Origin of the sequence: Marvinbryantia formatexigens DSM 14469, assembly GCF_025148285.1 — a bacterium.
In the GTDB taxonomy this organism is placed as follows: Bacteria; Bacillota; Clostridia; order Lachnospirales; family Lachnospiraceae; genus Marvinbryantia; species Marvinbryantia formatexigens.
Genome location: NZ_CP102268.1, coordinates 3,557,062 through 3,578,033 on the forward strand (window position 1 = coordinate 3,557,062; position 20,972 = coordinate 3,578,033).

Consider the following 20,972-nt stretch of genomic DNA (forward strand, 5'->3'; position numbering starts at 1 on the left):
GACAGATGAGAAGCGAAAAAGAAATCCGCTGCAATATGTGCGGCAAAAAAATAAAACAGGAGCAGGATATCCCTGTGGAGGATTTTATAACGGTAAAAAAATCATGGGGGTATTTTTCAAAAAAAGACGGAACCGTGCAGGAATTTGATTTGTGCGAAGCGTGCTGTGATGCGCTGACACGCCGGTTTCAGATTCCGGCTGCGGAGACGGAGCAGAAGGAGATGTTGTAAAATATGCTGGATGTGTGCCTGCTTGGCTGCGGCGGGATGATGCCGCTGCCGTACCGCTGGCTGACCTCGCTGATGGTGCGGTATAATGGAAGCAGTCTTCTGATTGACTGCGGAGAGGGAACACAGATTGCGATCAGGGAAAAGGGCTGGAGCTTTAAGCCGATAGATGTCATCTGCTTTACGCATTATCACGGCGACCACATCAGCGGGCTGCCGGGGCTTTTGCTCAGTATGGGAAATGCGGAGCGGACAGAGCCGCTTACGCTCATCGGACCGAGAGGGCTGGAGCGGGTGGTGAATGCGCTGCGCGTGATTGCGCCGGAGCTGCCGTTCCCGCTGATATTTAAGGAGATACAAAGCGCGGAGGAATCCTTTGAGGTTCTCGGCTGCCGGGTTACAGCCTACCGCGTGAACCATAACGTGCTCTGCTACGGATACTGTGTGGAGGTTGACCGGGCGGGGAAATTTGATGTGGAGCGCGCGAAGGCGCAGGAGATACCGATGAAATTCTGGAACCGGCTGCAGAAGGGGGAAACGCTGACGGAGGATGGCAGGACTTATACGCCGGATATGGTGCTTGGGAAAAGCAGGAAAGGGCTGAAGGTCGCTTATTGTACGGATACGCGTCCGACAAAATCCATCGTCCGCAACGCCGCCGGAGCCGACTTGTTTATCTGCGAGGGCATGTACGGGGAACCGGGCAAGGAGCAGAAGGCGCAGGAATATAAGCACATGACATTTAAAGAGGCGGCGAATCTTGCAAAAGAGGCGAAGGTGAAGGAAATGTGGCTGACGCATTACAGCCCGTCGCTTGCCAGACCGGAGGAGTATCTGGAGACGGCGCGGAAAATATTTCCGGACACATATGCGGGAAAAGACGGAAAAACAGCGGAACTGCTGTTTGCGGAAGAGTAGAGGTAGGTTTCATGAAAGCAGAAAAGGATATTCTTATACTTGCCATAGAAAGCTCCTGTGACGAGACGGCGGCGGCAGTGGTAAAAAACGGCAGGGAGGTACTGTCGAATATCATATCGTCGCAGATTGAGCTGCATAAGCTTTACGGGGGTGTTGTGCCGGAAATTGCCTCCCGGAAGCATATAGAGAAGATAAACCAGGTGATTGAGGAAGCGCTCAGAAGTGCGCAGGTCACGCTGGACGATGTGGACGCGGTCGGCGTAACATACGGACCGGGTCTTGTCGGCGCGCTCCTGGTGGGCGTGGCGGAGGCAAAGGCAATCAGCTACGCCAGAAATCTGCCGCTGGTGGGCGTACATCACATCGAAGGGCATATTTCTGCCAATTATATTGAAAACAGGGATCTGGAGCCGCCGTTTCCGTGTCTGGTGGTATCGGGCGGACACACGCATCTTGTGATCGTGGAGGATTATGGAAAATACCGTATCCTCGGAAGAACGCGCGATGACGCCGCCGGGGAGGCGTTTGATAAGGTGGCGCGGGCAATCGGGCTCGGTTATCCGGGCGGACCGAAGATTGATAAGCTGGCGAAGGAGGGGAATGCAGACGCAATTCCGTTCCCGCGGGCACATGTTGCGGACGCTCCCTATGATTTCAGCTTCAGCGGGCTGAAGTCTGCGGTGCTGAATTATCTGAACGGCTGCCGGATGCGGGGAGAGACCGTCTCGCAGGCGGATGTGGCCGCTTCCTTCCAGAAGGCGGTAGTGGAGGTGCTGACGGAGCACGCTATGATGGCGGTAAAAGAATATGGTTTTGACAAGCTGGCGATCGCGGGCGGGGTAGCGTCAAATTCCGCGCTGCGGGAATCCATGCGGCAGGCGTGTGAGCAGAATCATATCCGGTTCTATTACCCGTCGCCTATTCTGTGCACGGATAATGCGGCGATGATTGGCGCTGCGGCTTACTACGAATATATAAACGGGACGCGCAGCGGTCTCGATCTGAATGCCGTTCCGAATCTGAAGCTTGGAGAACGATAACATGAAAGAAAAAAATGTGGCAGTTGTGCTGTCGGCGGGACAGGGAAAAAGAATGCACAGCAAAATGGCGAAGCAGTATCTGATGATAGAGGGAATGCCGGTAATCTGGTATTCCCTCCAGGCGTTTGAAGAGTGTCCGTTTATTGATGAGGTGATACTGGTTGCCGGGGAAGCGGATATGGCATACTGCCGTGAACAGATCGTGGAAAAATACGGCTTCCGGAAGGTGCGCCGGATTGTTGCGGGCGGAAAGGAAAGGTACCATTCGGTATACAACGGGCTTCTGGCGATACAGGAGGACTGTTCGTATGTATATATCCATGACGGGGCGCGGCCGTTCCTCACGCAGGAGATATTAGAGCGCGCAAGAGAGGCGGTTCTTATACACCAGGCGTGTGTTGTAGGAATGCCGGTGAAGGATACGATTAAAATCTGTGATGAAGCGGGCTTTGGCATACAGACGCCCGACCGCTCTGCGCTGTGGCAGGTTCAGACGCCCCAGGTGTTTTCTTATTCTCTGATACGGGGAAGCTATGAGCTTCTGATGGAAGCGCTCCAAAAAGGAATGGAAGGCACAGTTACAGATGACGCAATGGTCGTTGAGCGTATGACAGACTGTAAGGTGAAGCTGGTGGAGGGTTCCTATTCTAACATCAAAATCACCACGCCGGAGGACCTGGCGGTAGCCGGAAGTCTGGTGCTTCTGCTGCGTGCAGAAAAAAATAGAAAAAAATGAAAATTTCTGTTGACATACAGACGCAACAGTGCTAGAATTACTTTTGCATTTCGGTAGCTCGTTAGAAATGCGGACAAGAAACTGTATGGAGAGATATCGAAGTGGTCATAACGAGGCGGTCTTGAAAACCGTTTGTCCGAAAGGGCGCGTGGGTTCGAATCCCACTCTCTCCGTTGATTGTAAGTCTGGAAAGTGTTGAAAAATAAGCATTTTCGAGGCTTTTTCTTTTGCGATTTTTTGATAACTCTTGATAACTATTTTTTTTTTTTCGAAAGGGGGAAGCTCGCGGGTGTGATTATAAAAATAATACGATAGTATTTATAGGTAAATTTTCTTAAAAACATAACTTTCATTTCTGCATTTTCGCAACTATTTTCATTTATTTTGTCTAATATCGAGGTGTTATTGATGATGTCCGGTAAAAATTTCATTTGTCCAAATTGCGGGCATACTCTGCATTATTACGACCAGGTTCGGAGAGTGGTACGAACAAAAGGTCGACAGACTCGGCATGTAACCCTTCGACGATTTAAGTGTCCAGTCTGCAAAAAGATTCACAGAGAAATACCAGATTATATTTATCCATATAAACAATACGAAGCCGAAATTATTAACGGAGTACGAGATGGGTTCATTACCTGCGAGACTTTAGGTTACGAAGACTATCCCTGCGAAATGACTATGCTCCGCTGGAAATCATCGCGCGATTTACAGAGGCTCTTATGAGAAAGGAGCGATGATATTTATGAAGAAACTGTTATTAAGAATTCGGCACAAACGAAAGCTTAAGCAACTACGACGGTCATTCGACTATACGATTGGTAAAATGAATGAACATACGCATGATATCGATCCGACAGAATGGGCGCGGTGGGCGAAGTTGGGAAGGGCTTATTTGGTTATGATGGACGAGGAAGTGACAAAATACGCTCAAAAGATGAGGGACTAAAACAGAGTCCCTTCTTTTTTTTCTATCAGCAAATCTATTTTTCCACAATTTTCCACCGAGGTTGTTTTTACGAATACCTATTTTTAATCTAGAATAAAAATACGACAGCGCTGTTAGTATAAAACACTGACAAGGAGATAAAAAATGGGAACAACCTTATGCCCGGAGTTATCCAGGAGGAATCCGTACTGGATTGAAAAACACCGGTATTACGAATTAAAACATTTTTGCCTGCAGTATCCTGGCTGGAGAAGAGCATACGCTGCTATTGACAGTCTGACGGGAAGTAATTTTAGTCCTGGCAAAGTGAGGCAGAATCCTTCGGAACTCGACCCGACAGCAGACTGCGCAGAAGCACGGCTGTTTTATTCGGACCGTATGGAGATGGTGGAGCAGACCGCTATGAAAACCGACCCGGATTTGGTGAGTTACATCATAAAAGGGGTTACCGAGGGGCGGTCATACAATAACCTGCAGACACGATTTGGGATTCCTTGTTGCAAAGATACATACTACGACAGGTACAGGCGTTTTTTCTGGTTATTAAATAAGGAGCGGAAATGATATGAAGATTATAGATAAAGCCGTGAAAAAAGTATACCGGTTTAATTGCCCGAACTGTCAAAGCCGCCTCGAAGGTGAAAGTTGGGAATTTATTGATATCGGCGGTAAGGTGAACAAATTCTTTTGTCCAGTATGCAGACGGGAGCGTTACATTACGTGGTCTGATTTGCGGAAAAAGATTATTTACGAAGGGCAGGATACGCCGAAATAACACCGCATATTATGAAAGGAGGTGTCACTCATGGATTATGAGAAATTACTGAGCGATATCGGGAATACGTCTAAGGAGACAATGAAAAAAGTGATTTTTGAACTGGACCAGAGACATGCCCGTCAAATTAAAGAAATGGGCATGGACGAGGAAACGACGAAAGAAATCGTACTTATGTTGAAGGACCGGACGTTTTTCGAGATGCTGATCATTAACGCGTTTATGAGCGAACACTAAAAAAATGGAGGGCAACCGGTTGACGGAAGCCCTCTTATGTTTATCCTAGCTATTGATGACCGCGCCGATTATATCCGCCATTTTTGCGTGGCATGCTTTTCGGTCGTTGATAGCATCTGCAAGCGAATAATCGCCGTAGACGTCTTGTACTTGTTCCGGTGTCCAGATGTCACCGAATTCCTGCATTGTTTCGATAAAAGTGTTGATTTCTAAATTACTCATGGCAAATCCCTCCCTGTTTTATGTGGTGGGTTTAATTATATCAGCAGACGTATTGAGATACAATCCGGAATAATTTACAAAACAAATGTTCGACCGCTTTTTTATCCTAGATTAAAAATCGCTAAAATAACATGCCTTTTTATGAGAACTATTATTGCGAAAGGAGAGGTTGTTATGTGTGACGATACGCATGAGCTGACTTGTAGAATTTATCGGTTGGAGGACAAGCTGCTACGGAGCAGAAATTATGCCGACCAGATGGAACTGCAGTCGATTTTAAGAAAATTGCGTTTGGAATTATCAAAAAAAAAAACAGGCGAAATAGTTACGCGGAAAGGGTCTGATAAAGGCTCTTTCTTTTTTTTTGTTCGTCAAATATACATATTCTGTTATGAAAAAAAAAACATTTTTGCAGGAGGAAAAATATATGGACAAGAAATTAAATCTGGAAGATTACCGCAAAGAGTTGGGAAAGCGACAGCTTAAGGAAAAAATCTATTCAGCGGTCGAGAGTGGCAAGAACTGGGCGGTGCAGAACAAAGAGGAAGCAATTACTCTGGCTGCGGGAGTATGCGGATGCGCAACGGCTATAATAAAGACTGTTGGCAAACGTGTTAATTCGCAGAAAGAGAAAGAACTGAAAGATTTGTACTGCTACGACCGGTCACTGGGGCATTACTGGAGACTGCGGAGGGAATTGACCAACCGGGAGTGGGTCGAAATCGACCAGCGGAAACAGAATGGAGAACGTCTTGCTGATATTTTAGCCAGTATGAAAGTGTTGAAATGAGAGGGCTTCGGCTCTTCTCTTTTTCGCGATTTATACAAGCTCTTTAATGGAAAGGAGGTGTGACTCGTGTCCAAAATACTTAAAACGTTTTTGAAATGGCTGTTTACAGCAGTTGTTATCGGGATTTTTGTATGGACGGTACGCAGTTTGTACCAATTTATCCGAAAACGGGTAAGAGGTTCTTAACAGAGCCTCTTGCTGTTCCGTATCCAGGTGATTAAAACGGGGGTTAAATTTATATCGTGAAATATTTAAGGAGGATAAGTATGATGAATTCATCGGTGTTTTTGGTTTTTTTAATGTTTTTAGTCGGGGTTTTTACAGGCATTCTTGTTACGATGTTGATAATCGAATGTTCAGCAGAGAAAGGCACATTTACGATTAACCGTCCGGACGAAGAAGAGGAAGTTTGTACGATAAAGGTGAGTATAGCGAATACGCCGGAACTGCTGGTCACGCGATACATCATACTGACCCGCGAACTGGATTCAAAAACGTCGCAGAAATAACACTTTATGTTATGAAAAAACAAGTTTAAAGGGAGGATTTTAGAAGTGGAGACAAAAAGTATTAAAGAAATGCTGGTGGCGGAATGGGTTGAAGAAACCGAAAAATTAAAGTGCATAGGAATGAGCACTGAGAAAGAAAAATACAAATTGCAGGCAGAGCGAGTTGCTCATCTGGAAAAGCAACTGGTGGATCTTGAGAAAACAGAGCTTGACGTGGAAGAACGGGCGGCTGGTCGCGACATTGAGGAGCAGTCGAAAATTCGACAAGCGGAAAGCGAAGAGAAAACTCAGAAAACCAGAAACAAGATCGAGGTGGCAAAAATAACGGTGCCTGTGGTGGCGGCTTTTACGATGGGGCTGATTTCTATGGTTTGGGAAAAAACCGATACCTTAACGTCGACAGCGGGTAAAAATTGTCTGAGAGAACTTATTAGATTCAAACCGTAATGTTGTTTAGAAGAGAGGGGCTGAAACGGCTCTTCTCTTTTTCTTCGTCGGAGGACCAGATTTTGCGATATCATTATGAAAAACCTAAAATATATCTGCCGATGTACGGACGAACTTACCGATGCGACCATCCTGTCTATGACGAATGTACTCTGTTCGAAAACGGGAAACGTGGCCTGGCGGTAATCCAGCAGCGTTACGATAAGGATACGAAAATTACCTGGTGGGGAGAAATAGACCCGTGGCTTGCGAACGATTTATATTTGCATCCGAAATTTACAGAGTATTTCGAAAAACGCTCCGGCGAGTGTATGCACGGGTTTTATCCAACTGTAACAGTAAGGCAGATAATGTGGGCGTTAAAAATGAAACCTGTTAAACGAGAACGTTGGGAGACTTGCTTCGACAGAAAAGATATATGAAGAGGGAGGATATAAATGAACGATATGAAGATTACCATACCGATGCCACTTGCGAACAGGATTCTTACTGGGCTTGCAAAAAAAATGATATTTAGTAAAACGGGTATCAAAACTGATATGCATTTAAAGGAACTTTGCGTCAGCACGAGTGAGGAAAAAATCAACCTTCACGTCAATGCGGACATCTCGGTCGGTGCAAAAGACCTTGAAAAAGTGATAAAAATACTTAAATAAAACAAAGCACGCGATTTTTACATGCTCCTTTATGAATGAATAGAAAGGAGTGATATTATGCTTACATTATTATCGATAGCCATTGCGCTGATATTGGTGGTTGCCGTGACGTTTATTATAGGTAGTTTGGGCGGCGTGGCGATACTGATTGTATTTGGCGATTTGATTGTGGCCGTCATAGTAATCGTGTTTATCATAAGATTACTTACAAAAAAGAAACAAAAGTAAAGGGACCAGTTTGGTCTCTTTTTTTTGAGGAGGCGAGCGAATGAATAGGCATTTCTGGTATAAGAAAGGACCTGCTATATTAACATTTCTTGGCTGCGTAGGAACACTGACAACATCAGTAATGACTGCTGTTGCAACGGCGAAGGCTATAAAAATGAGAGGGGAGATGCGCCGTGAGGATGAGCGAAAACTGACCGGACGGGATGTGGTACGGATAGCAGGAGTTTATCTGCCGGCTGTTTCCATTGGGGCAGCGACGGTATCCTGCATCGTGGGTGCAAATATATTAAATCGTCGCAGCCAGGCAGCATTGGCGAGCGCGTACGCTCTGGTAGACCAGTCTTTTAGACAGTACCGAGAAAAACTAAAAGAGCTGTGCGGGGACGACGAGTTACATAATAGAATTATGGAAGAAATTGCGATTGAAAACGCGGACGAGAGCGTGGTTCTATATGCGAACGGGCTGTGCTCCCAGTATTGCCTGACAACCGGCGACTATTGCGGGACTCCCAGATTATTCTACGACGCGTATGGGGACCGGTATTTTGAAGCGACAAGCGAGCATGTTATTTCTGCGGAGTACCACCTTAACCGGAATTATGCCCTGCGTGGCAATGCGATGCTGAATGAATTTTATGAGTTTCTTGGTTTAAACAGGACAGAATACGGCGACCAGGTTGGCTGGTGTATAGACGATTATAGCGAGATATTCTGGATTGACTTTGACCACCGTGAGACAACGCTGAAAGATGGCAGGAAATGCGTTATTATCGAGGCTGTAATAGACCCTTCGACAGACTGGCAGGAAATATTGTAGTCACCATTTCGCAAAAAAAACATGCTATTTGATGAGAAAGGAGGCGACCATATGGCTTTTAAATTCAATAAAACGACTTCGACAACAATTCTGGGCGTCGTGGTAGCAGCAATCGGTATTGCGGAAACAATAGTGTCTGGCATTGCTGAATCAAACGCGCGGGAAACGATGAAGGAGGAATTGAAAAACGAGCTGTTAGAGGAACTGAAAACTGACGATTAGAGAACCTGCAGTGGGTTCTCTTTTTTTTTATTTGCGATTGCAGAAAGGGGATTAAAATGGCTGACTTACATCTTAATCGGTTCGTGAGAAATATCAGAAAAAGAATATCAAGACGGAGTCCGGAAATATGGACAGGCTTCGGGATTGCCGGAATGTGTGCGACGGTCGTACTTGCGGTAAAGGCAACCCCAAAAGCATTAAGATTAATCGAGGAAGAAACTGCGTCTAAAAACGCACGCCTTGCGGAGGAAGTAGAGGAAGAAAGAGAGAACGCATCAAAACCGGCAGTAAAGCTTACGACTATCGAAACTATAGAAGTGGCGTGGAAACCATACGTTCCGGCAGTAGTGACGGGTGTGTTTTCGATTTCCTGTCTGATAGGGGCAAGCTCGAAATACGCGAGGAGAAACGCGGCATTGGCGATGGCTTGCAGTGTTTCGGAAACAGCCCTTTCCGAGTTTAAGGAAAAAGCTATCGAGACTGTCGGGGAAAAGAATGTGGCGGAAATCCAGGACAGAATCATGAAGGATAAAGTGGAGGCGGACCCGGTCAGCAAAAAAGAGGTTATTATCGTTGGGAAAGAATCGACTCTCTGCTATGACGTTTTCGGCGGAAGATATTTTAAATCGGATATCGAAACCATCCGAAAAGCGGAAAATCGACTGAATGCCCGTATGGTGAACGGTGAGAACTACGTGTCATTGAACGATTTCTATAACGAACTCGGATTGTCGAATACGGAGATGGGATACACTATCGGCTGGCGGGTGGACAAAGGGTTAATCGACGTATCCCCGTCTTATCAGGCAGCAGACAACGGAGACCCCTGTCTCGCAATAGGTTTTATCACGCCGCCCACACACGATTACGACCGATATTATTAACGCGAAAATAACAATGTGTGTTATGGAAAAAGATTATTCTACAAAACAGGAGGAAGAAATAATGGAAGAATTAAGAGAAGAAATCAACGAAACTGCTATCGAGACAGTGGATGAAAACCGGGATGATAACGGTGATACGACTGAGGAAAAATCGATGGGAGGGGCATTGGTCGTTGGCGCTTGTTTATTAGTCGGAGGCGCAGTTGCGCTGTGGCATAAGACGAGTGACTGGCGGCAGAAACGCTCAATCGAAAAACTCAGAAAGAACGGTTTTACGGTTTATAAGTCGGAAGTAGTTGACGAGGATGAATCGGATTCTGAAGAAGATTTCGACGAGGAAGAATAATGTCGTATCCGGAAGGATGTCTGTAACAGGACGTCCTTCTTTTTTGTTTGAGGAGGTTCTTATGTACAAGTATCGTTTTTCGGGACCGGTCTCTGAGTTTGGCAGATGCATTACCGAGCATTGGGAGGGTGAGACGACCGCGATTTCTAAAGCAAGAGCGCGGGCGAATCTGGAGTACCGGTTTAAGAAGCAGCATAACAAGTATCCTTCCGCTAAAATTACGCTGGTTGGAGATATACAGACAATCTTATAGGGAGGGAAATACGTGGAGGAATACAAACCGAATTCTTTTAAGTATAAGGCGGAACAACAGGAAAAAGCGATTGAAAAGGTTACCAAAGGCGAGGTAAAAGCGAAGAAAAAAAGCGAACTCCGCAAAATTACAGACCGGTTCTTTGCCGAGGATGCGTCTGGAATAGCCAATCACGCGTGGAAGGATATTTTTGTTCCGGCGGCGAAAAAAGTAGTCAGTGACATCGTGAAAGATGGTATCGACATGATTATGTACGGAGCAGCGGGAACATCTGGCAGGCGTTCCGGAACAGCGGATTACGTTTCTTACCGCGAATATTCAGCGCGGGACGACCGGATACGTGACGCAAGAAAACGGACTGGTCTGGAATTTGATGAACTGGTGTTTGAAAACTGTGGCGATGCGAAAGCGGTTCTCTCGCAGATGCGTGATGTAATTCGCAGGTACGGCGTAGTTACAGTCGCCGACCTTTATGATATGGCTAATCCGAACATTACCCCGCCATATACGAGCAACAAATATGGATGGGTAAATCTTCAGAATGCGGAACCACTGTGTGTTCGCGGAGGCGGATGGATTTTAAAACTGCCGCCCGCAATGCCGATTGAATAAGATAAGGAGATATTTATTATGAAAAAGAATAATTTAACAAGTAAAATTTCAAGAACTTTAAGCAGAACAGGTATGAAACTGCGGAAGCGTAGCCCGGAAATTTTTGTAGTGGCAGGCGTGGTGACTGGCGTCGTAAGCGCGGTTATGGCTTGCCGGGCAACCATGAAAATTGACGAGGTGCTGCAGGAGCCGAGAGAAGATATTGATGATATTCACAAGTATGTAGAAGAGCATGGATATTCGGATAAATATGGTGAAAAAGATGAAAAAAAAGACCTTCTGATAGCATATACCCATTCCGGTATCGGACTGGCGAAGCTTTATGCCCCATCCGTAACGCTGGGCGTAGTATCTATCGCGGCGATTCTCGGTGGACACAATCTTCTCCGTAAGAGGAACGTTGCTTTGGTGGCAGCGTATAAAACCGTGAACAAGGGATTCAAAGAATATCGTGGTCGTGTGGTTGAGCGTTTCGGGTACGCTGTGGATAAGGAATTACGATATAACGTCCGGCAGGAAACTATTGAAGAAACTGTCACGGATTCGGAAACGGGCGAGGAGAAAACCGTAACCAAAACCATAAACGTAGCAAGCCACGGAGAGCCAAGCGAGTTTGCAAAATTCTTCGATGAGGGGTGTGAGGGATGGACGAAAGACCCGGATTTGAATCTCATGTTTCTAAGACGGCAGCAGGATTACGCAAACGACCGGCTGAAAGAACGCGGATATTTGTTCTTGAATGAGGTCTACGATATGCTCGGAATACAGCGTACCAGAAGTGGGCAGATAGTCGGATGGTTCTATGATGAAAATAATCCGATTGGAGATAATTACGTCGATTTCGGGATTTATGATGGCAGCTATGCGGCAAAACGGAATTTTGTAAATGGCTACGAGCGCACCATACTTCTCGATTTTAACGTAGATGGTCCGATTATCGATTTGATTTGAATGTCTGGATTGCGGGGGATTGGTTCTGGAAATCCATATAGAGACCAGTTTGATTTCCCGCAATTATGGAGCTACTGATATTATCAAATCATAAAAGAAAGCAGGTGGCTTTATGAGTGATGGTTATTTTATTGTGAAAACAACGCAGGGAAAGCTATTTACATTTGATGAGCGGTGTAACCGGGTATCTCATGCTGACGCACATTTGTGTAGTTTTTTTCATGAAGAACCGGGTTCGTCCGAAATTTTGGCTATGATTCCGTATAGTCAAATCGCATATATCTACGCTCGTCGGACGGATGATACATCGAAATAATAAATAGCGGACTGGAGGTGATAAACGATGGTAAACAGAATATCTGCTATATTTGCAGCACTGGCAAGTTTGTGTTTTATAAGCGGTTTCGCAATTTTGAGGATGCGCTAATGAGAGGAGGCGCGATATGGAAAGATTGGAATGGATACTGTCTACACTGGAACAGATGTTAAATACAAAACAAAAGCGGCATATCGCGGGAGGAGTTTTGGTAAGCGCTGCGCTATTGTTCGGAGGATTGGCAGTTACGGTAGTGACGTTGAAGGATGAAACTCACGAACTGGAGGAGTTCTAGAAAGGATGCGCAATGGAGAAAAAATGGTTAAATGGTTTGCTGATATTTGCAGCAGGTATGTTGACCGGTTCAGCTATTACGCTGGGATTTATTAAAAAGCAGTATGCGATGTCTGGCGGATACGGTGACTCAGACTCGCAGAATTACGATTATAAGAATTTACGTGCGGAGGCGGAAGATATAGTCACCGAGTGCGGATACACTGGCAACGTGGAAAAGAAAGAAGAGGGGGTGTCGGATATGTGTAATACGGATAAACCGTATGTTATTAAGCCGGAAGAAGCCTGTGAGACGGGGTATGACCTTGAAACGCTGACTCTCTATGCAGACGGTATACTTGAAGATAGCCGCGGAATTGTTATTGGTGACCCGGAAGGAACGGTCGGAGAGGAGTACGAATATCATTTCGACGAGTATGAAGAAGGGTCAGTATATGTCCGTAATGAAGCACATGAAATGGATTACGAAATCATACAGGTTAATGAGAACTACGCAGATGTAAAAGGATGTGTTACCGACGATGACGAAAGCTGAGAATGCGTATTTTACGTGGCTGTATGATTTGATGTGCGCGCAGCGGTTTGCCGCGGGGATTTCTTACAAGAAGCTATTCCGGAGTCTTTTCAACAGACACTTTATATACCGTATTCCTAATGACCGGAATAGGGCATCGGATGGAATCGCCCTTCGTCGTCGTTTCGAGTACGATTACACGGGAGATGCTTCGAAGGATATATATCCGGGTAAGCCCTGCAGTATACTCGAAATGATGGTTGCCCTTGCGATTCGATGCGAAAAAGATATTATGGATGACCCGCATAAAGGCGACCGTACGAGACAGTGGTTCTGGCATATGATTGTCAGTCTTGGTCTTAATGGCATGAACGATGATTGTTATGATGAATCAGTCGTAGATGATATTCTGCACAAATTTCTTTGGCGGCAATATAAAAAAACAGGCGAAGGGGGCTTGTTTACCATAAAGAATTGTACGCAGGATTTGCGCGATGCCGAAATATGGATCCAGATGCTGTGGTATCTCGACAGCATTGCTGCGGTGTAGAAAGGAGGGTGGCAAAATGTGGTTGATTTCTTAGTGATTGCGACCCAGGCGACTAAAAAGGGTGTGGAAATCTTTCCCAAATTTCGTTTATATCCGAAAAGCACGGATTTGATGATTCGCGGTGGTGATTTCTATGCCATATGGGTGGAAGAAAAGCAGATGTGGTCGACTGACGAGCAGGTTGCGTTGCAGATAATAGACAAGGAATTGAACCGGTTTGCACAGGAATATCGAAAAAGATATGATTACGACGTCCGCGTACTGTACATGTGGGATTCAAAATCCGGCATGATTGATTCATGGCATAAATATTGTCAGAGACAGATGCGAGACTCGTTCCATATGTTGGACGAAACGTTGATATTTTCCAACACAATCACGAGTAAAAATGATTACGCCAGTAAAAGACTGAGTTACCCACTGGAAGCCGGGGAAATCAAGGCATATGACCGATTGATTTCAACATTATATTCTCCGGAAGAACGTCACAAAATCGAGTGGGCGATTGGGGCAATCGTGTCCGGGGAATCAAAAACCATACAAAAATTTATGGTGCTCTACGGTGCTGCCGGGACTGGAAAATCGACGGTACTGAATATCATTGAAAAATTATTTGATGGGTATTGCACGGTATTCAGTGCGAAAGACCTCGGTTCATCTGGCAGTCAGTTTGCGCTCGAGCCTTTCAAGACAAACCCGCTTGTAGCGATTCAGCATGATGGAGAATTATCAAGGATAGATGATAATACCAGGTTAAACAGTCTCGTCTCTCACGAACTTATGACCGTAAACGAGAAATTTAAAAGCACTTATGCCAGCCGGTTTAAGTGCTTTTTGTTTGTTGGCTCAAATAAACCGGTAAAGATTACAGACGGAAAGTCCGGACTGATAAGGCGTCTGATTGACGTTCATCCGTCGGGAAAAAAGATTCCCTCCAGAGAGTATAATCAGCTCGTCCATCAGATAGATTTCGAACTCGGAGCTATTGCGTGGCATTGTCGCGGTGTCTATATGGAAAATCCGGATTACTACGATGATTATATTCCGGTGGAGATGCTTGACGCTACGAACGATTTTTATAATTTCGTGATTGATTCTTACAGTGTATTTAAAAGGGAAGACGGAACTTCTCTAAAAGCCGCCTGGGAAATGTATAAGCAATACTGCGAGGATGCAAAAGTGCCGTATCCGGATTCGAGAAGAGTGTTTAAAGAAGAACTGAAAAACTATTTCCGGGAAGTTTTAGACCGATTCGAGATGGAAGACGGAACGAGAGTGCGCAGTTATTATAAAGGCTTCCGGACAGATAAGTTCGAAATGGAAAAGAAAGAGGTGGTGAAAAAGGAGCCGGATAAAACTGAAACATGGGTTGTCCTCCAGGAGAGACAGCATGGTGTTTTCGAGGAAGAGTGTGCGGAGTGTCCGGCTCAATACGCAAGTAAATACGAAACCCCGAAAAAATCATGGGACGAAGTATCCGGCAGGTTATCCGGGCTGGACGTAAGCAGGCTCCACTATGTCAAGGTTCCGGAAAATCATATAGTAGTTGACTTTGACTTAAAAAATGAGGCTGGTGAAAAATCACTGGAACGGAATATCGAAGCAGCGAGCAGGTGGACCCCTACGTACGCCGAAGTAAGTAAAAGCGGACAGGGACTTCACCTGCATTATTTATATTCCGGGGACGTGAGCCGACTTAGCAGGATTTATGACGAAAACATTGAGGTGAAGGTGTTTACCGGAAAAAGTGCACTCCGAAGGAAACTTACGAAATGTAATGACTTACCGATTGCTCCTATTTCTTCCGGACTTCCGCTGAAAGGAGATGATAGTACGGTTGATTTCAAAGTGCTTGCAAACGAAAAAGCTCTTAGGACTCTGATAAAAAGGAATCTCAACAAGGAGTATCACGCGAGTACAAAATGCAGTATGGATTTCATTTTTAAAAATCTGAAAGACGCGTATGAAAGTGGAATGACTTACGATGTATCGGATATGAAAAACGCGATTGTTGCATTTGCAGCCCAGAGTACCAATAATGCATATTATTGTCTGAAACTTGTCGGGAAGATGAACTTTAAATCCGACGAAACAGGCGTCAGCACTAACGGACGAGATTCGCCGCTAATTTTTGTCGATATAGAGGTTTTTCCGAACCTGTTTGTGGTGTGCTGGAAACCTGAGGGTAAGGGTAAGCCAATAGTCAACATGATTAATCCAAAACCAAGCGATATTGAGGAACTGTTATCATTCCGACTGGTGGGGTTCAACAACCGGCGTTATGACAATCACATACTGTACGCGAGACTTATGGGTTACACAAACGAGCAACTTTTTGAGCTGTCGCAAAAAATCATTAATGCCCCGAAAGGGGAAGGTCGTAACCACATGTTTGGGGAAGCGTACAACCTCTCTTACACGGATATTTACGATTTTGCTTCTGCCGGAAATAAAAAAAGTCTCAAAAAGCTTGAAATCGAGATGGGCATCCATCACCAGGAACTCGGTCTGCCGTGGGACAAACCGGTGCCGGAAAATTTGTGGGGCAAAGTTGTCGAATATTGCGGAAACGATGTCATGGCGACGGAAATGGCGTTTTCTTATCTGTCGGCGGACTGGACCGCAAGACAGATTCTGGCGGATTTAGCGGGAATGTCAGTAAACGACACCACGAATACGTTGACCACCAAAATTATATTTGGCAATGACCGAAAGCCGCAGGGGGATTTTAATTACCGGAATCTTGCCGAACCCGTCCGCGAGATGGACGACGAAACGCGCGCTTTTCTGGAAGAAGCATGTCCGGAGATGATGGCTCGATTGCACAGCGACCCGACGTTGCCGTTTGAAGACCCGGTTAGCATTCTCCCATTTTTCCCAGGTTACAAATACGAAAACGGAAAGTCAACCTATCGCGGAGAAGAAGTCGGGGAAGGCGGATATGTGCACGCCGAGCCTGGTATGCACGTTAATGTGGCGCTACTTGATATAGCCTCCATGCATCCACATAGCGCGATCGCGGAAGTCCTCTTCGGAGTCAAATTCACGACTGCGTTCCGGGAAATTGTAGAGGGGCGTGTCAGCATCAAGCATGAGGCATGGGATGTCGTCAATACGATGCTGGATGGAAAATTGACGCCTTATATCAAGAAAGTGATTGACGGCGAGCTGACATCTAAAGATTTGGCAAACGCTTTGAAAACTGCTATCAATTCTGTCTACGGTCTGACATCTGCATCCTTTGACAACCCGTTCCGTGATATCCGGAATAAAGACAATATCGTTGCGAAACGTGGGGCGTTGTTCATGGTCGATTTAAAGAATGCTGTACAGGAACGGGGATTCATCGTCGCTCATATCAAAACCGATTCCATTAAGATTCCGAATGCTACGCCGGAGATTATCCAGTTTGTCATGGACTTTGGAAAGCGGTATGGCTACACCTTCGAGCATGAAGATACATATGAGCGTATGTGTCTCGTCAACGATTCCGTCTATATCGCGAAGTACAAGGAGCCTCACATTGACAGAAAAACTGGAAAGAAAATCTGGTGGACAGCGACTGGCAAGCAGTTTGCGGTGCCGTACGTGTTCAAGACGTTGTTCAGTAAAGAACCGATATCTATCAGTGATATGCGGGAGGTCTTTTCTGTTAAAACGGCTCTGTATCTTGACATGAACGAAAAACTTCCAGATGTAACCGGATATGAGAAAGAGCTCGATAAGCTAAAAGAAAAGTACCGGAAAGGATTGATATCCGACACATTATTTGAGCCAGAGAGAGCGAGACTCGACGAGCTTATAGCGACAGGACACGATTACCGTTTTGTCGGAAAAGTCGGAGAATTCTGTCCGGTAAAAGCAGGTGCCGGCGGTGGAATTCTGAAACGGGAGCAGGACGGAAAATACAATGCCGCAAGCGGGACAATCGGGTATCGTTGGCTGGAATCTGAGTTGCTTTTGAAAAAGACAGAAGATGGGGCAGAAGTGATTTCGGGTAACGAAGATATTGTCGACAGGTCGTATTATACAAAACTTGTTGACGATGCAGTAGATGCCATCAGTAAATACGGCGATTTCGAGTGGTTTGTGTCCGACGAGTCCTCCATTGAAGAGGAGCATACGCCGGATTTTATGAACATACCGGAAGACGCCGGTGAAGAAATGCCATTTTTATAAAGAAAAGGAGAAAGAAAAATGTATTTAACTTTTGCACCGAGAAATATTTTGCAGATTGATGACGCAAGGATTGTTTTTCGTAATTTTAAAGGAATCGCATCGAAATTTAACAATGAAGGAGAACGTAATTTTGCCGTAGTTATACCGGACCAGGAGATCGCCGACGCACTGCTTAATGATAAAAATCAGTTTGGCGCGAGTTGGAACGTACGGATTAAGGCACCTAAAGACGGTGGGGATATGCCGTTCATCTATCTTCCAGTTAAGGTACGTTTTAACGAACGTGGACCAAAGATTTTTCTCATAAGTGGGAATCATCGGACAGAACTCAAAGAGGATACCGTTGGCATTCTTGATGATATTGATATCCGTTCCATTGATATGGATATTCGTCCATATGACGGCGAGGGAGCTATGGGACCATTTCGTTCCGCGTATTTGCAGTCGATGGAGGTGATACAGGAAGTTGACCGGTTTACCGCGCGATATGCGGCAGAAGAGCATCCCGAAGAATAGTTTATATTTTAGGGGTTGTTCGGAAAAGGAACAGCCCCTTAACGTGCAAAGGAGATTGTATGAAGATTTTAAAATTCATTGTGGACGGGCAGCAGATAAAAAAAGACCCGGAATGTGATTTCGATAATATCGTGCCTGGAACAACCGGATATCTGTCTGCACATTTTACTTTTTCCGAAGACTGGAATGGTTACGCAAAAGCTGCCGGGTTCTGGTCGAACGGGAACGAGTGCGAACCACAGATAATCGGTCTTGACGGGCTGTGTGATATTCCGGCAGAGGCTACGCGTAACAAGCGTTTCGAAATCATAGTGATGGGAAAACGCGCCAATTCAAGACTTGTGACTGGAAAAATGGAAATAGTTCAGAACGGGAGGTAGTATATGGAAACAACAAGAGTAGAAGAATTACTGGATAGTCTGCCGGACAACGAAAACGGTGTATATGAAGCCGGAACAGGGGAGAGAGAGCGACATATCGTTATCGGAAGAGACCGTGTTATTGTTGTTCCGGACGAGTTGAAAAGAATAGCGGTGGAGACCGACCATAATATCGAAACAGTAACTTTCGACTGTCCGCGATACTGGGATGATAAGGATTTATCGGAGATGAGCATATACATCAATTATCTCAGAGCAGACGGGGAACCTGGAAGCCACAGAGCTACGAATGTGGTTGTGGATGAGACTGATCCAGAGCTGATGCATTTTGACTGGACGATTCGGGGTCATGTGTCCGCGGTGGCCGGAAGCCTTGTGGTTCTGGTATTGGCGAAGAAAACAGATAGCACGGGTATCGAACGGAACAGATGGAATTCGGAAGTAAACAGGGAAATGTATGTTTCAGAAGGGTTGGATACTATTCCGGAGGCAATGACGCATATGCCGGACGTTGTAGAACAGTTGTTACTGCAGTTGAACAATGCGAAGGATAGTGCGCTGGGGGATATTGATGATAAGAAAACAGAATCCTTGGAAGAGGTTGCCGATACCAAGACAGAGGCGCTTTCGTCCATCGACACTGCAAAAAATAGCTCTGTCGAAGAAATCGTAAATACGAAAACAGAATCCTTAAGCGCAGTTTCCACAGCCCAGACCAATGCCGTCAACGAGACAAATTCGGCAAAGACAGTAGCTCTCGAGGAAATCGGCGAGGCAAAAACTGATGCAGTGAATGCGGTGGACACTCAGACGAATCTTACCAATTTTGTTAAATCGCATTTTAATCTGCTAAGAACCGGAAAAGTTTATACAGTTCGCGTTCCGTTATGGGAAACAAGTCAGACTTCGAACGGAGAAAAGCTAGACGACAATGCCGGGTTGGTTATGTTACCGTCGACCGCGACGGAGCACCGACAGGACGACTACGAGTCGATTCCACTTTTCAAGACATATGACTGCAATGCCGTAGTTGATGAAGATGGAAAAAGATATATCACGGCGATGAAAGGCGATGCTAATTACAGAGATACCGGAGCTGTAGATGTATTTGTACTCGGTATGTCTTATTATGAGAAATACTGGATTGAAGACGGTTACTGGTATTATTCGAGAACGGACACGCCGAGGGAAGGGTATACACTTGCTGTCGAATGTAAAGATATATATGGAAATGACCAGGGGTTTGCGTTGTATGGAAAACACGTTGCCGGTCTGGTTGATGGAATACCCTACTCTTCCAAAAACCTGATTCCGGCAAGACATTGTTCGGGAAGAACGGATGGACTGTCGACAGGTATTTCATATAACGGAAACATTGCTATTTTTAAGGCTAAAGGAAACGCACATTACAGCGGCGGAATGATGTGTGATTATAAATATGCAATCACATCGTTTTATCTGAAGTATGCCGTTATACATTCTCAGAGTGTTATGGCCGGATGTACAAACTTTAATGTGCAATTCCGAACGAGCATTGCGGAAACAAATACCAATCGCGTTGTGTTGACCAATTCAGAAGCTGCCAAATTCCCGGTTGGGGCATATGTAAGTATCGGCGATGGTGGATCCACCACTGCTCCGGATAGAGCGACTTTTGTGTGTCATAACAAAGCAGAATGTGTTCAGATACTTGCAAAAGAGGTTTACGACGACACACATACCGCCGTCGTCGTCGATGCCCTGTTTGATACTACCGAGACAACATGGATCACGTCGTTCCACTGGAGGAGTGGCTTCAGTGATTTAATTAAGGGACGGGACGGTTGCCCGTGCCAGAATGTTTCTGACCTAACGAGTGGTATTTATCCGATATGCATACAGGGGATCGAGCTTATGGTCGGCGGATATGAAGTGGTTTCGAATGCTATCCTGGATATTGTGGATGACGGTGAATATTTCGACGTCTACCTGACAAATGACTGCTCGAAACTCACTGCGAATATTGATGCAATAAAACAAAACTACACAAAATTAACAGTACGAATCAAGCGCCCGGTGGGTGCAGGAGGATGGAAATATGTTACCTGTATAGTGATAGACATTGAGAATGGGGCGATAATCATCACGAGTTACGGCGAGAACGGGTCGGGGAGTAATTCCGGATTCGCAGATGCTATTTATTTCGACGCGTCTACTTCTGGGCAGAGAGAAATCCTTTTGCTTGGGGATCTCTGGTGTGCTTGGTTTTCCGGTTTGGTCTGCTTGTTTGCGTGCTCTGGTCCCTCTTACGCGCGCTGGAACTTCCTCTCGCGCGTTTCTATTAACGGATGAGGGGTGAATTGTGTTGAAAACACAAGAGGGGAGTATCCCCTAGGTAGCTGAAGAAAAAGGTTTCGCACTCGGT

General features: G+C 45.5%; 31 protein-coding genes and 1 tRNA gene. 31 read left to right on the forward strand and 1 reads right to left on the reverse strand.

The window, feature by feature from the left end; translation table 11 throughout:
* The first annotated feature begins 5 nt into the window (after nucleotides 1-5).
* From NQ534_RS16505 to NQ534_RS16550, 10 genes are all read left to right on the forward strand, one after another.
* The gene (locus tag NQ534_RS16505; RefSeq protein WP_006863356.1) at nucleotides 6-230 is read left to right on the forward strand and encodes a hypothetical protein; all 225 of its coding nucleotides are present in this window, start codon (nucleotides 6-8) and stop codon (nucleotides 228-230) included.
* A gap of 3 nt (nucleotides 231-233) precedes the next feature.
* Complete coding sequence (locus NQ534_RS16510) at nucleotides 234-1,145, forward strand: ribonuclease Z (protein ID WP_006863355.1); 912 nt, start codon at nucleotides 234-236, stop codon at nucleotides 1,143-1,145.
* Between the two features lie 11 nt (nucleotides 1,146-1,156).
* On the forward strand, nucleotides 1,157-2,185 hold the full coding sequence (gene tsaD, locus NQ534_RS16515) for a tRNA (adenosine(37)-N6)-threonylcarbamoyltransferase complex transferase subunit TsaD (protein ID WP_006863354.1): 1,029 nt from the start codon (nucleotides 1,157-1,159) through the stop codon (nucleotides 2,183-2,185).
* A gap of 1 nt (nucleotide 2,186) precedes the next feature.
* Nucleotides 2,187-2,921, forward strand: coding sequence for a 2-C-methyl-D-erythritol 4-phosphate cytidylyltransferase (ispD, locus tag NQ534_RS16520; RefSeq protein WP_006863353.1), 735 nt, complete (start codon nucleotides 2,187-2,189; stop codon nucleotides 2,919-2,921).
* An 87-nt stretch (nucleotides 2,922-3,008) separates the two neighbouring features.
* Nucleotides 3,009-3,094: transfer RNA gene (locus NQ534_RS16525), tRNA-Ser, on the forward strand.
* A 238-nt stretch (nucleotides 3,095-3,332) separates the two neighbouring features.
* Nucleotides 3,333-3,647, forward strand: coding sequence for a DUF6431 domain-containing protein (locus NQ534_RS21775; RefSeq protein ID WP_242655391.1), 315 nt, complete (start codon nucleotides 3,333-3,335; stop codon nucleotides 3,645-3,647).
* A gap of 19 nt (nucleotides 3,648-3,666) precedes the next feature.
* The gene (locus tag NQ534_RS16535; RefSeq protein ID WP_143115827.1) at nucleotides 3,667-3,870 is read left to right on the forward strand and encodes a hypothetical protein; all 204 of its coding nucleotides are present in this window, start codon (nucleotides 3,667-3,669) and stop codon (nucleotides 3,868-3,870) included.
* A 144-nt stretch (nucleotides 3,871-4,014) separates the two neighbouring features.
* Nucleotides 4,015-4,434 carry a hypothetical protein gene (locus tag NQ534_RS16540; protein WP_006863350.1) on the forward strand — a complete coding sequence of 140 codons (420 nt, stop codon included), beginning with the start codon at nucleotides 4,015-4,017 and terminating at the stop codon, nucleotides 4,432-4,434.
* 1 nt (nucleotide 4,435) lies between these two features.
* Complete coding sequence (locus tag NQ534_RS16545; protein ID WP_006863349.1) at nucleotides 4,436-4,645, forward strand: hypothetical protein; 210 nt, start codon at nucleotides 4,436-4,438, stop codon at nucleotides 4,643-4,645.
* A gap of 30 nt (nucleotides 4,646-4,675) precedes the next feature.
* Complete coding sequence (locus NQ534_RS16550; RefSeq protein WP_006863348.1) at nucleotides 4,676-4,882, forward strand: hypothetical protein; 207 nt, start codon at nucleotides 4,676-4,678, stop codon at nucleotides 4,880-4,882.
* 45 nt (nucleotides 4,883-4,927) lie between these two features.
* Here the strand turns inward: NQ534_RS16550 and NQ534_RS16555 are convergent, their stop codons facing one another.
* The gene (locus NQ534_RS16555; protein WP_006863347.1) at nucleotides 4,928-5,104 is read right to left on the reverse strand and encodes a hypothetical protein; all 177 of its coding nucleotides are present in this window, start codon (nucleotides 5,102-5,104) and stop codon (nucleotides 4,928-4,930) included.
* Nucleotides 5,105-5,278: 174 nt separating this feature from the next.
* On the opposite strand from NQ534_RS16555, the gene NQ534_RS16560 reads away from it, so the two are divergent.
* The 21 genes from NQ534_RS16560 to NQ534_RS16660 all read left to right on the forward strand — a co-directional run bounded on the left by NQ534_RS16560 (nucleotide 5,279) and on the right by NQ534_RS16660 (nucleotide 20,899).
* The gene (locus NQ534_RS16560; protein WP_176944204.1) at nucleotides 5,279-5,590 is read left to right on the forward strand and encodes a hypothetical protein; all 312 of its coding nucleotides are present in this window, start codon (nucleotides 5,279-5,281) and stop codon (nucleotides 5,588-5,590) included.
* Nucleotides 5,532-5,894, forward strand: coding sequence for a hypothetical protein (locus NQ534_RS16565; protein ID WP_074680110.1), 363 nt, complete (start codon nucleotides 5,532-5,534; stop codon nucleotides 5,892-5,894). Before NQ534_RS16560 ends, NQ534_RS16565 begins: the two co-directional genes overlap by 59 nt.
* Nucleotides 5,895-6,160: 266 nt before the next feature.
* Nucleotides 6,161-6,403 (forward strand): hypothetical protein, encoded by a 243-nt coding sequence (locus NQ534_RS16570; protein ID WP_006863345.1) that lies wholly within the window; start codon nucleotides 6,161-6,163, stop codon nucleotides 6,401-6,403.
* A gap of 45 nt (nucleotides 6,404-6,448) precedes the next feature.
* Nucleotides 6,449-6,850: a hypothetical protein gene (locus NQ534_RS16575; RefSeq protein ID WP_006863344.1), complete on the forward strand. Its 402-nt coding sequence runs from the start codon at nucleotides 6,449-6,451 to the stop codon at nucleotides 6,848-6,850.
* A 62-nt stretch (nucleotides 6,851-6,912) separates the two neighbouring features.
* The gene (locus tag NQ534_RS16580; protein WP_040784558.1) at nucleotides 6,913-7,272 is read left to right on the forward strand and encodes a hypothetical protein; all 360 of its coding nucleotides are present in this window, start codon (nucleotides 6,913-6,915) and stop codon (nucleotides 7,270-7,272) included.
* Between the two features lie 15 nt (nucleotides 7,273-7,287).
* The gene (locus tag NQ534_RS16585) at nucleotides 7,288-7,506 is read left to right on the forward strand and encodes a hypothetical protein (RefSeq protein ID WP_006863342.1); all 219 of its coding nucleotides are present in this window, start codon (nucleotides 7,288-7,290) and stop codon (nucleotides 7,504-7,506) included.
* A gap of 57 nt (nucleotides 7,507-7,563) precedes the next feature.
* Nucleotides 7,564-7,734 (forward strand): hypothetical protein, encoded by a 171-nt coding sequence (locus NQ534_RS16590; protein WP_006863341.1) that lies wholly within the window; start codon nucleotides 7,564-7,566, stop codon nucleotides 7,732-7,734.
* A 40-nt stretch (nucleotides 7,735-7,774) separates the two neighbouring features.
* Nucleotides 7,775-8,551: a DUF6353 family protein gene (locus tag NQ534_RS16595; protein WP_050778353.1), complete on the forward strand. Its 777-nt coding sequence runs from the start codon at nucleotides 7,775-7,777 to the stop codon at nucleotides 8,549-8,551.
* 51 nt (nucleotides 8,552-8,602) lie between these two features.
* Nucleotides 8,603-8,773, forward strand: coding sequence for a hypothetical protein (locus NQ534_RS16600; protein WP_157200750.1), 171 nt, complete (start codon nucleotides 8,603-8,605; stop codon nucleotides 8,771-8,773).
* Nucleotides 8,774-8,829: 56 nt separating this feature from the next.
* On the forward strand, nucleotides 8,830-9,657 hold the full coding sequence (locus tag NQ534_RS16605) for a DUF6353 family protein (RefSeq protein ID WP_006863338.1): 828 nt from the start codon (nucleotides 8,830-8,832) through the stop codon (nucleotides 9,655-9,657).
* Nucleotides 9,658-9,718: 61 nt separating this feature from the next.
* On the forward strand, nucleotides 9,719-10,003 hold the full coding sequence (locus NQ534_RS16610; protein WP_040784516.1) for a hypothetical protein: 285 nt from the start codon (nucleotides 9,719-9,721) through the stop codon (nucleotides 10,001-10,003).
* A 61-nt stretch (nucleotides 10,004-10,064) separates the two neighbouring features.
* Complete coding sequence (locus NQ534_RS16615) at nucleotides 10,065-10,256, forward strand: hypothetical protein (RefSeq protein WP_040784514.1); 192 nt, start codon at nucleotides 10,065-10,067, stop codon at nucleotides 10,254-10,256.
* Nucleotides 10,257-10,268: 12 nt separating this feature from the next.
* The gene (locus NQ534_RS16620; protein WP_006863335.1) at nucleotides 10,269-10,868 is read left to right on the forward strand and encodes a hypothetical protein; all 600 of its coding nucleotides are present in this window, start codon (nucleotides 10,269-10,271) and stop codon (nucleotides 10,866-10,868) included.
* Between the two features lie 18 nt (nucleotides 10,869-10,886).
* On the forward strand, nucleotides 10,887-11,819 hold the full coding sequence (locus NQ534_RS16625) for a DUF6353 family protein (RefSeq protein WP_040784512.1): 933 nt from the start codon (nucleotides 10,887-10,889) through the stop codon (nucleotides 11,817-11,819).
* A 443-nt stretch (nucleotides 11,820-12,262) separates the two neighbouring features.
* Nucleotides 12,263-12,430: a hypothetical protein gene (locus NQ534_RS16630; RefSeq protein WP_006863332.1), complete on the forward strand. Its 168-nt coding sequence runs from the start codon at nucleotides 12,263-12,265 to the stop codon at nucleotides 12,428-12,430.
* Nucleotides 12,431-12,442: 12 nt separating this feature from the next.
* On the forward strand, nucleotides 12,443-12,964 hold the full coding sequence (locus NQ534_RS16635) for a hypothetical protein (protein ID WP_006863331.1): 522 nt from the start codon (nucleotides 12,443-12,445) through the stop codon (nucleotides 12,962-12,964).
* Nucleotides 12,951-13,493, forward strand: coding sequence for a hypothetical protein (locus NQ534_RS16640; RefSeq protein ID WP_006863330.1), 543 nt, complete (start codon nucleotides 12,951-12,953; stop codon nucleotides 13,491-13,493). The genes NQ534_RS16635 and NQ534_RS16640 overlap by 14 nt, the downstream gene beginning before the upstream one ends.
* 18 nt (nucleotides 13,494-13,511) lie before the next feature.
* On the forward strand, nucleotides 13,512-17,672 hold the full coding sequence (locus NQ534_RS16645) for a DUF5906 domain-containing protein (RefSeq protein ID WP_006863329.1): 4,161 nt from the start codon (nucleotides 13,512-13,514) through the stop codon (nucleotides 17,670-17,672).
* Between the two features lie 18 nt (nucleotides 17,673-17,690).
* Complete coding sequence (locus tag NQ534_RS16650) at nucleotides 17,691-18,188, forward strand: hypothetical protein (RefSeq protein ID WP_006863328.1); 498 nt, start codon at nucleotides 17,691-17,693, stop codon at nucleotides 18,186-18,188.
* Nucleotides 18,189-18,247: 59 nt separating this feature from the next.
* Nucleotides 18,248-18,568: a hypothetical protein gene (locus NQ534_RS16655; RefSeq protein ID WP_006863327.1), complete on the forward strand. Its 321-nt coding sequence runs from the start codon at nucleotides 18,248-18,250 to the stop codon at nucleotides 18,566-18,568.
* 3 nt (nucleotides 18,569-18,571) lie between these two features.
* Nucleotides 18,572-20,899: a DUF1542 domain-containing protein gene (locus tag NQ534_RS16660; protein WP_006863326.1), complete on the forward strand. Its 2,328-nt coding sequence runs from the start codon at nucleotides 18,572-18,574 to the stop codon at nucleotides 20,897-20,899.
* The last annotated feature ends 73 nt before the right edge of the window (nucleotides 20,900-20,972 follow it).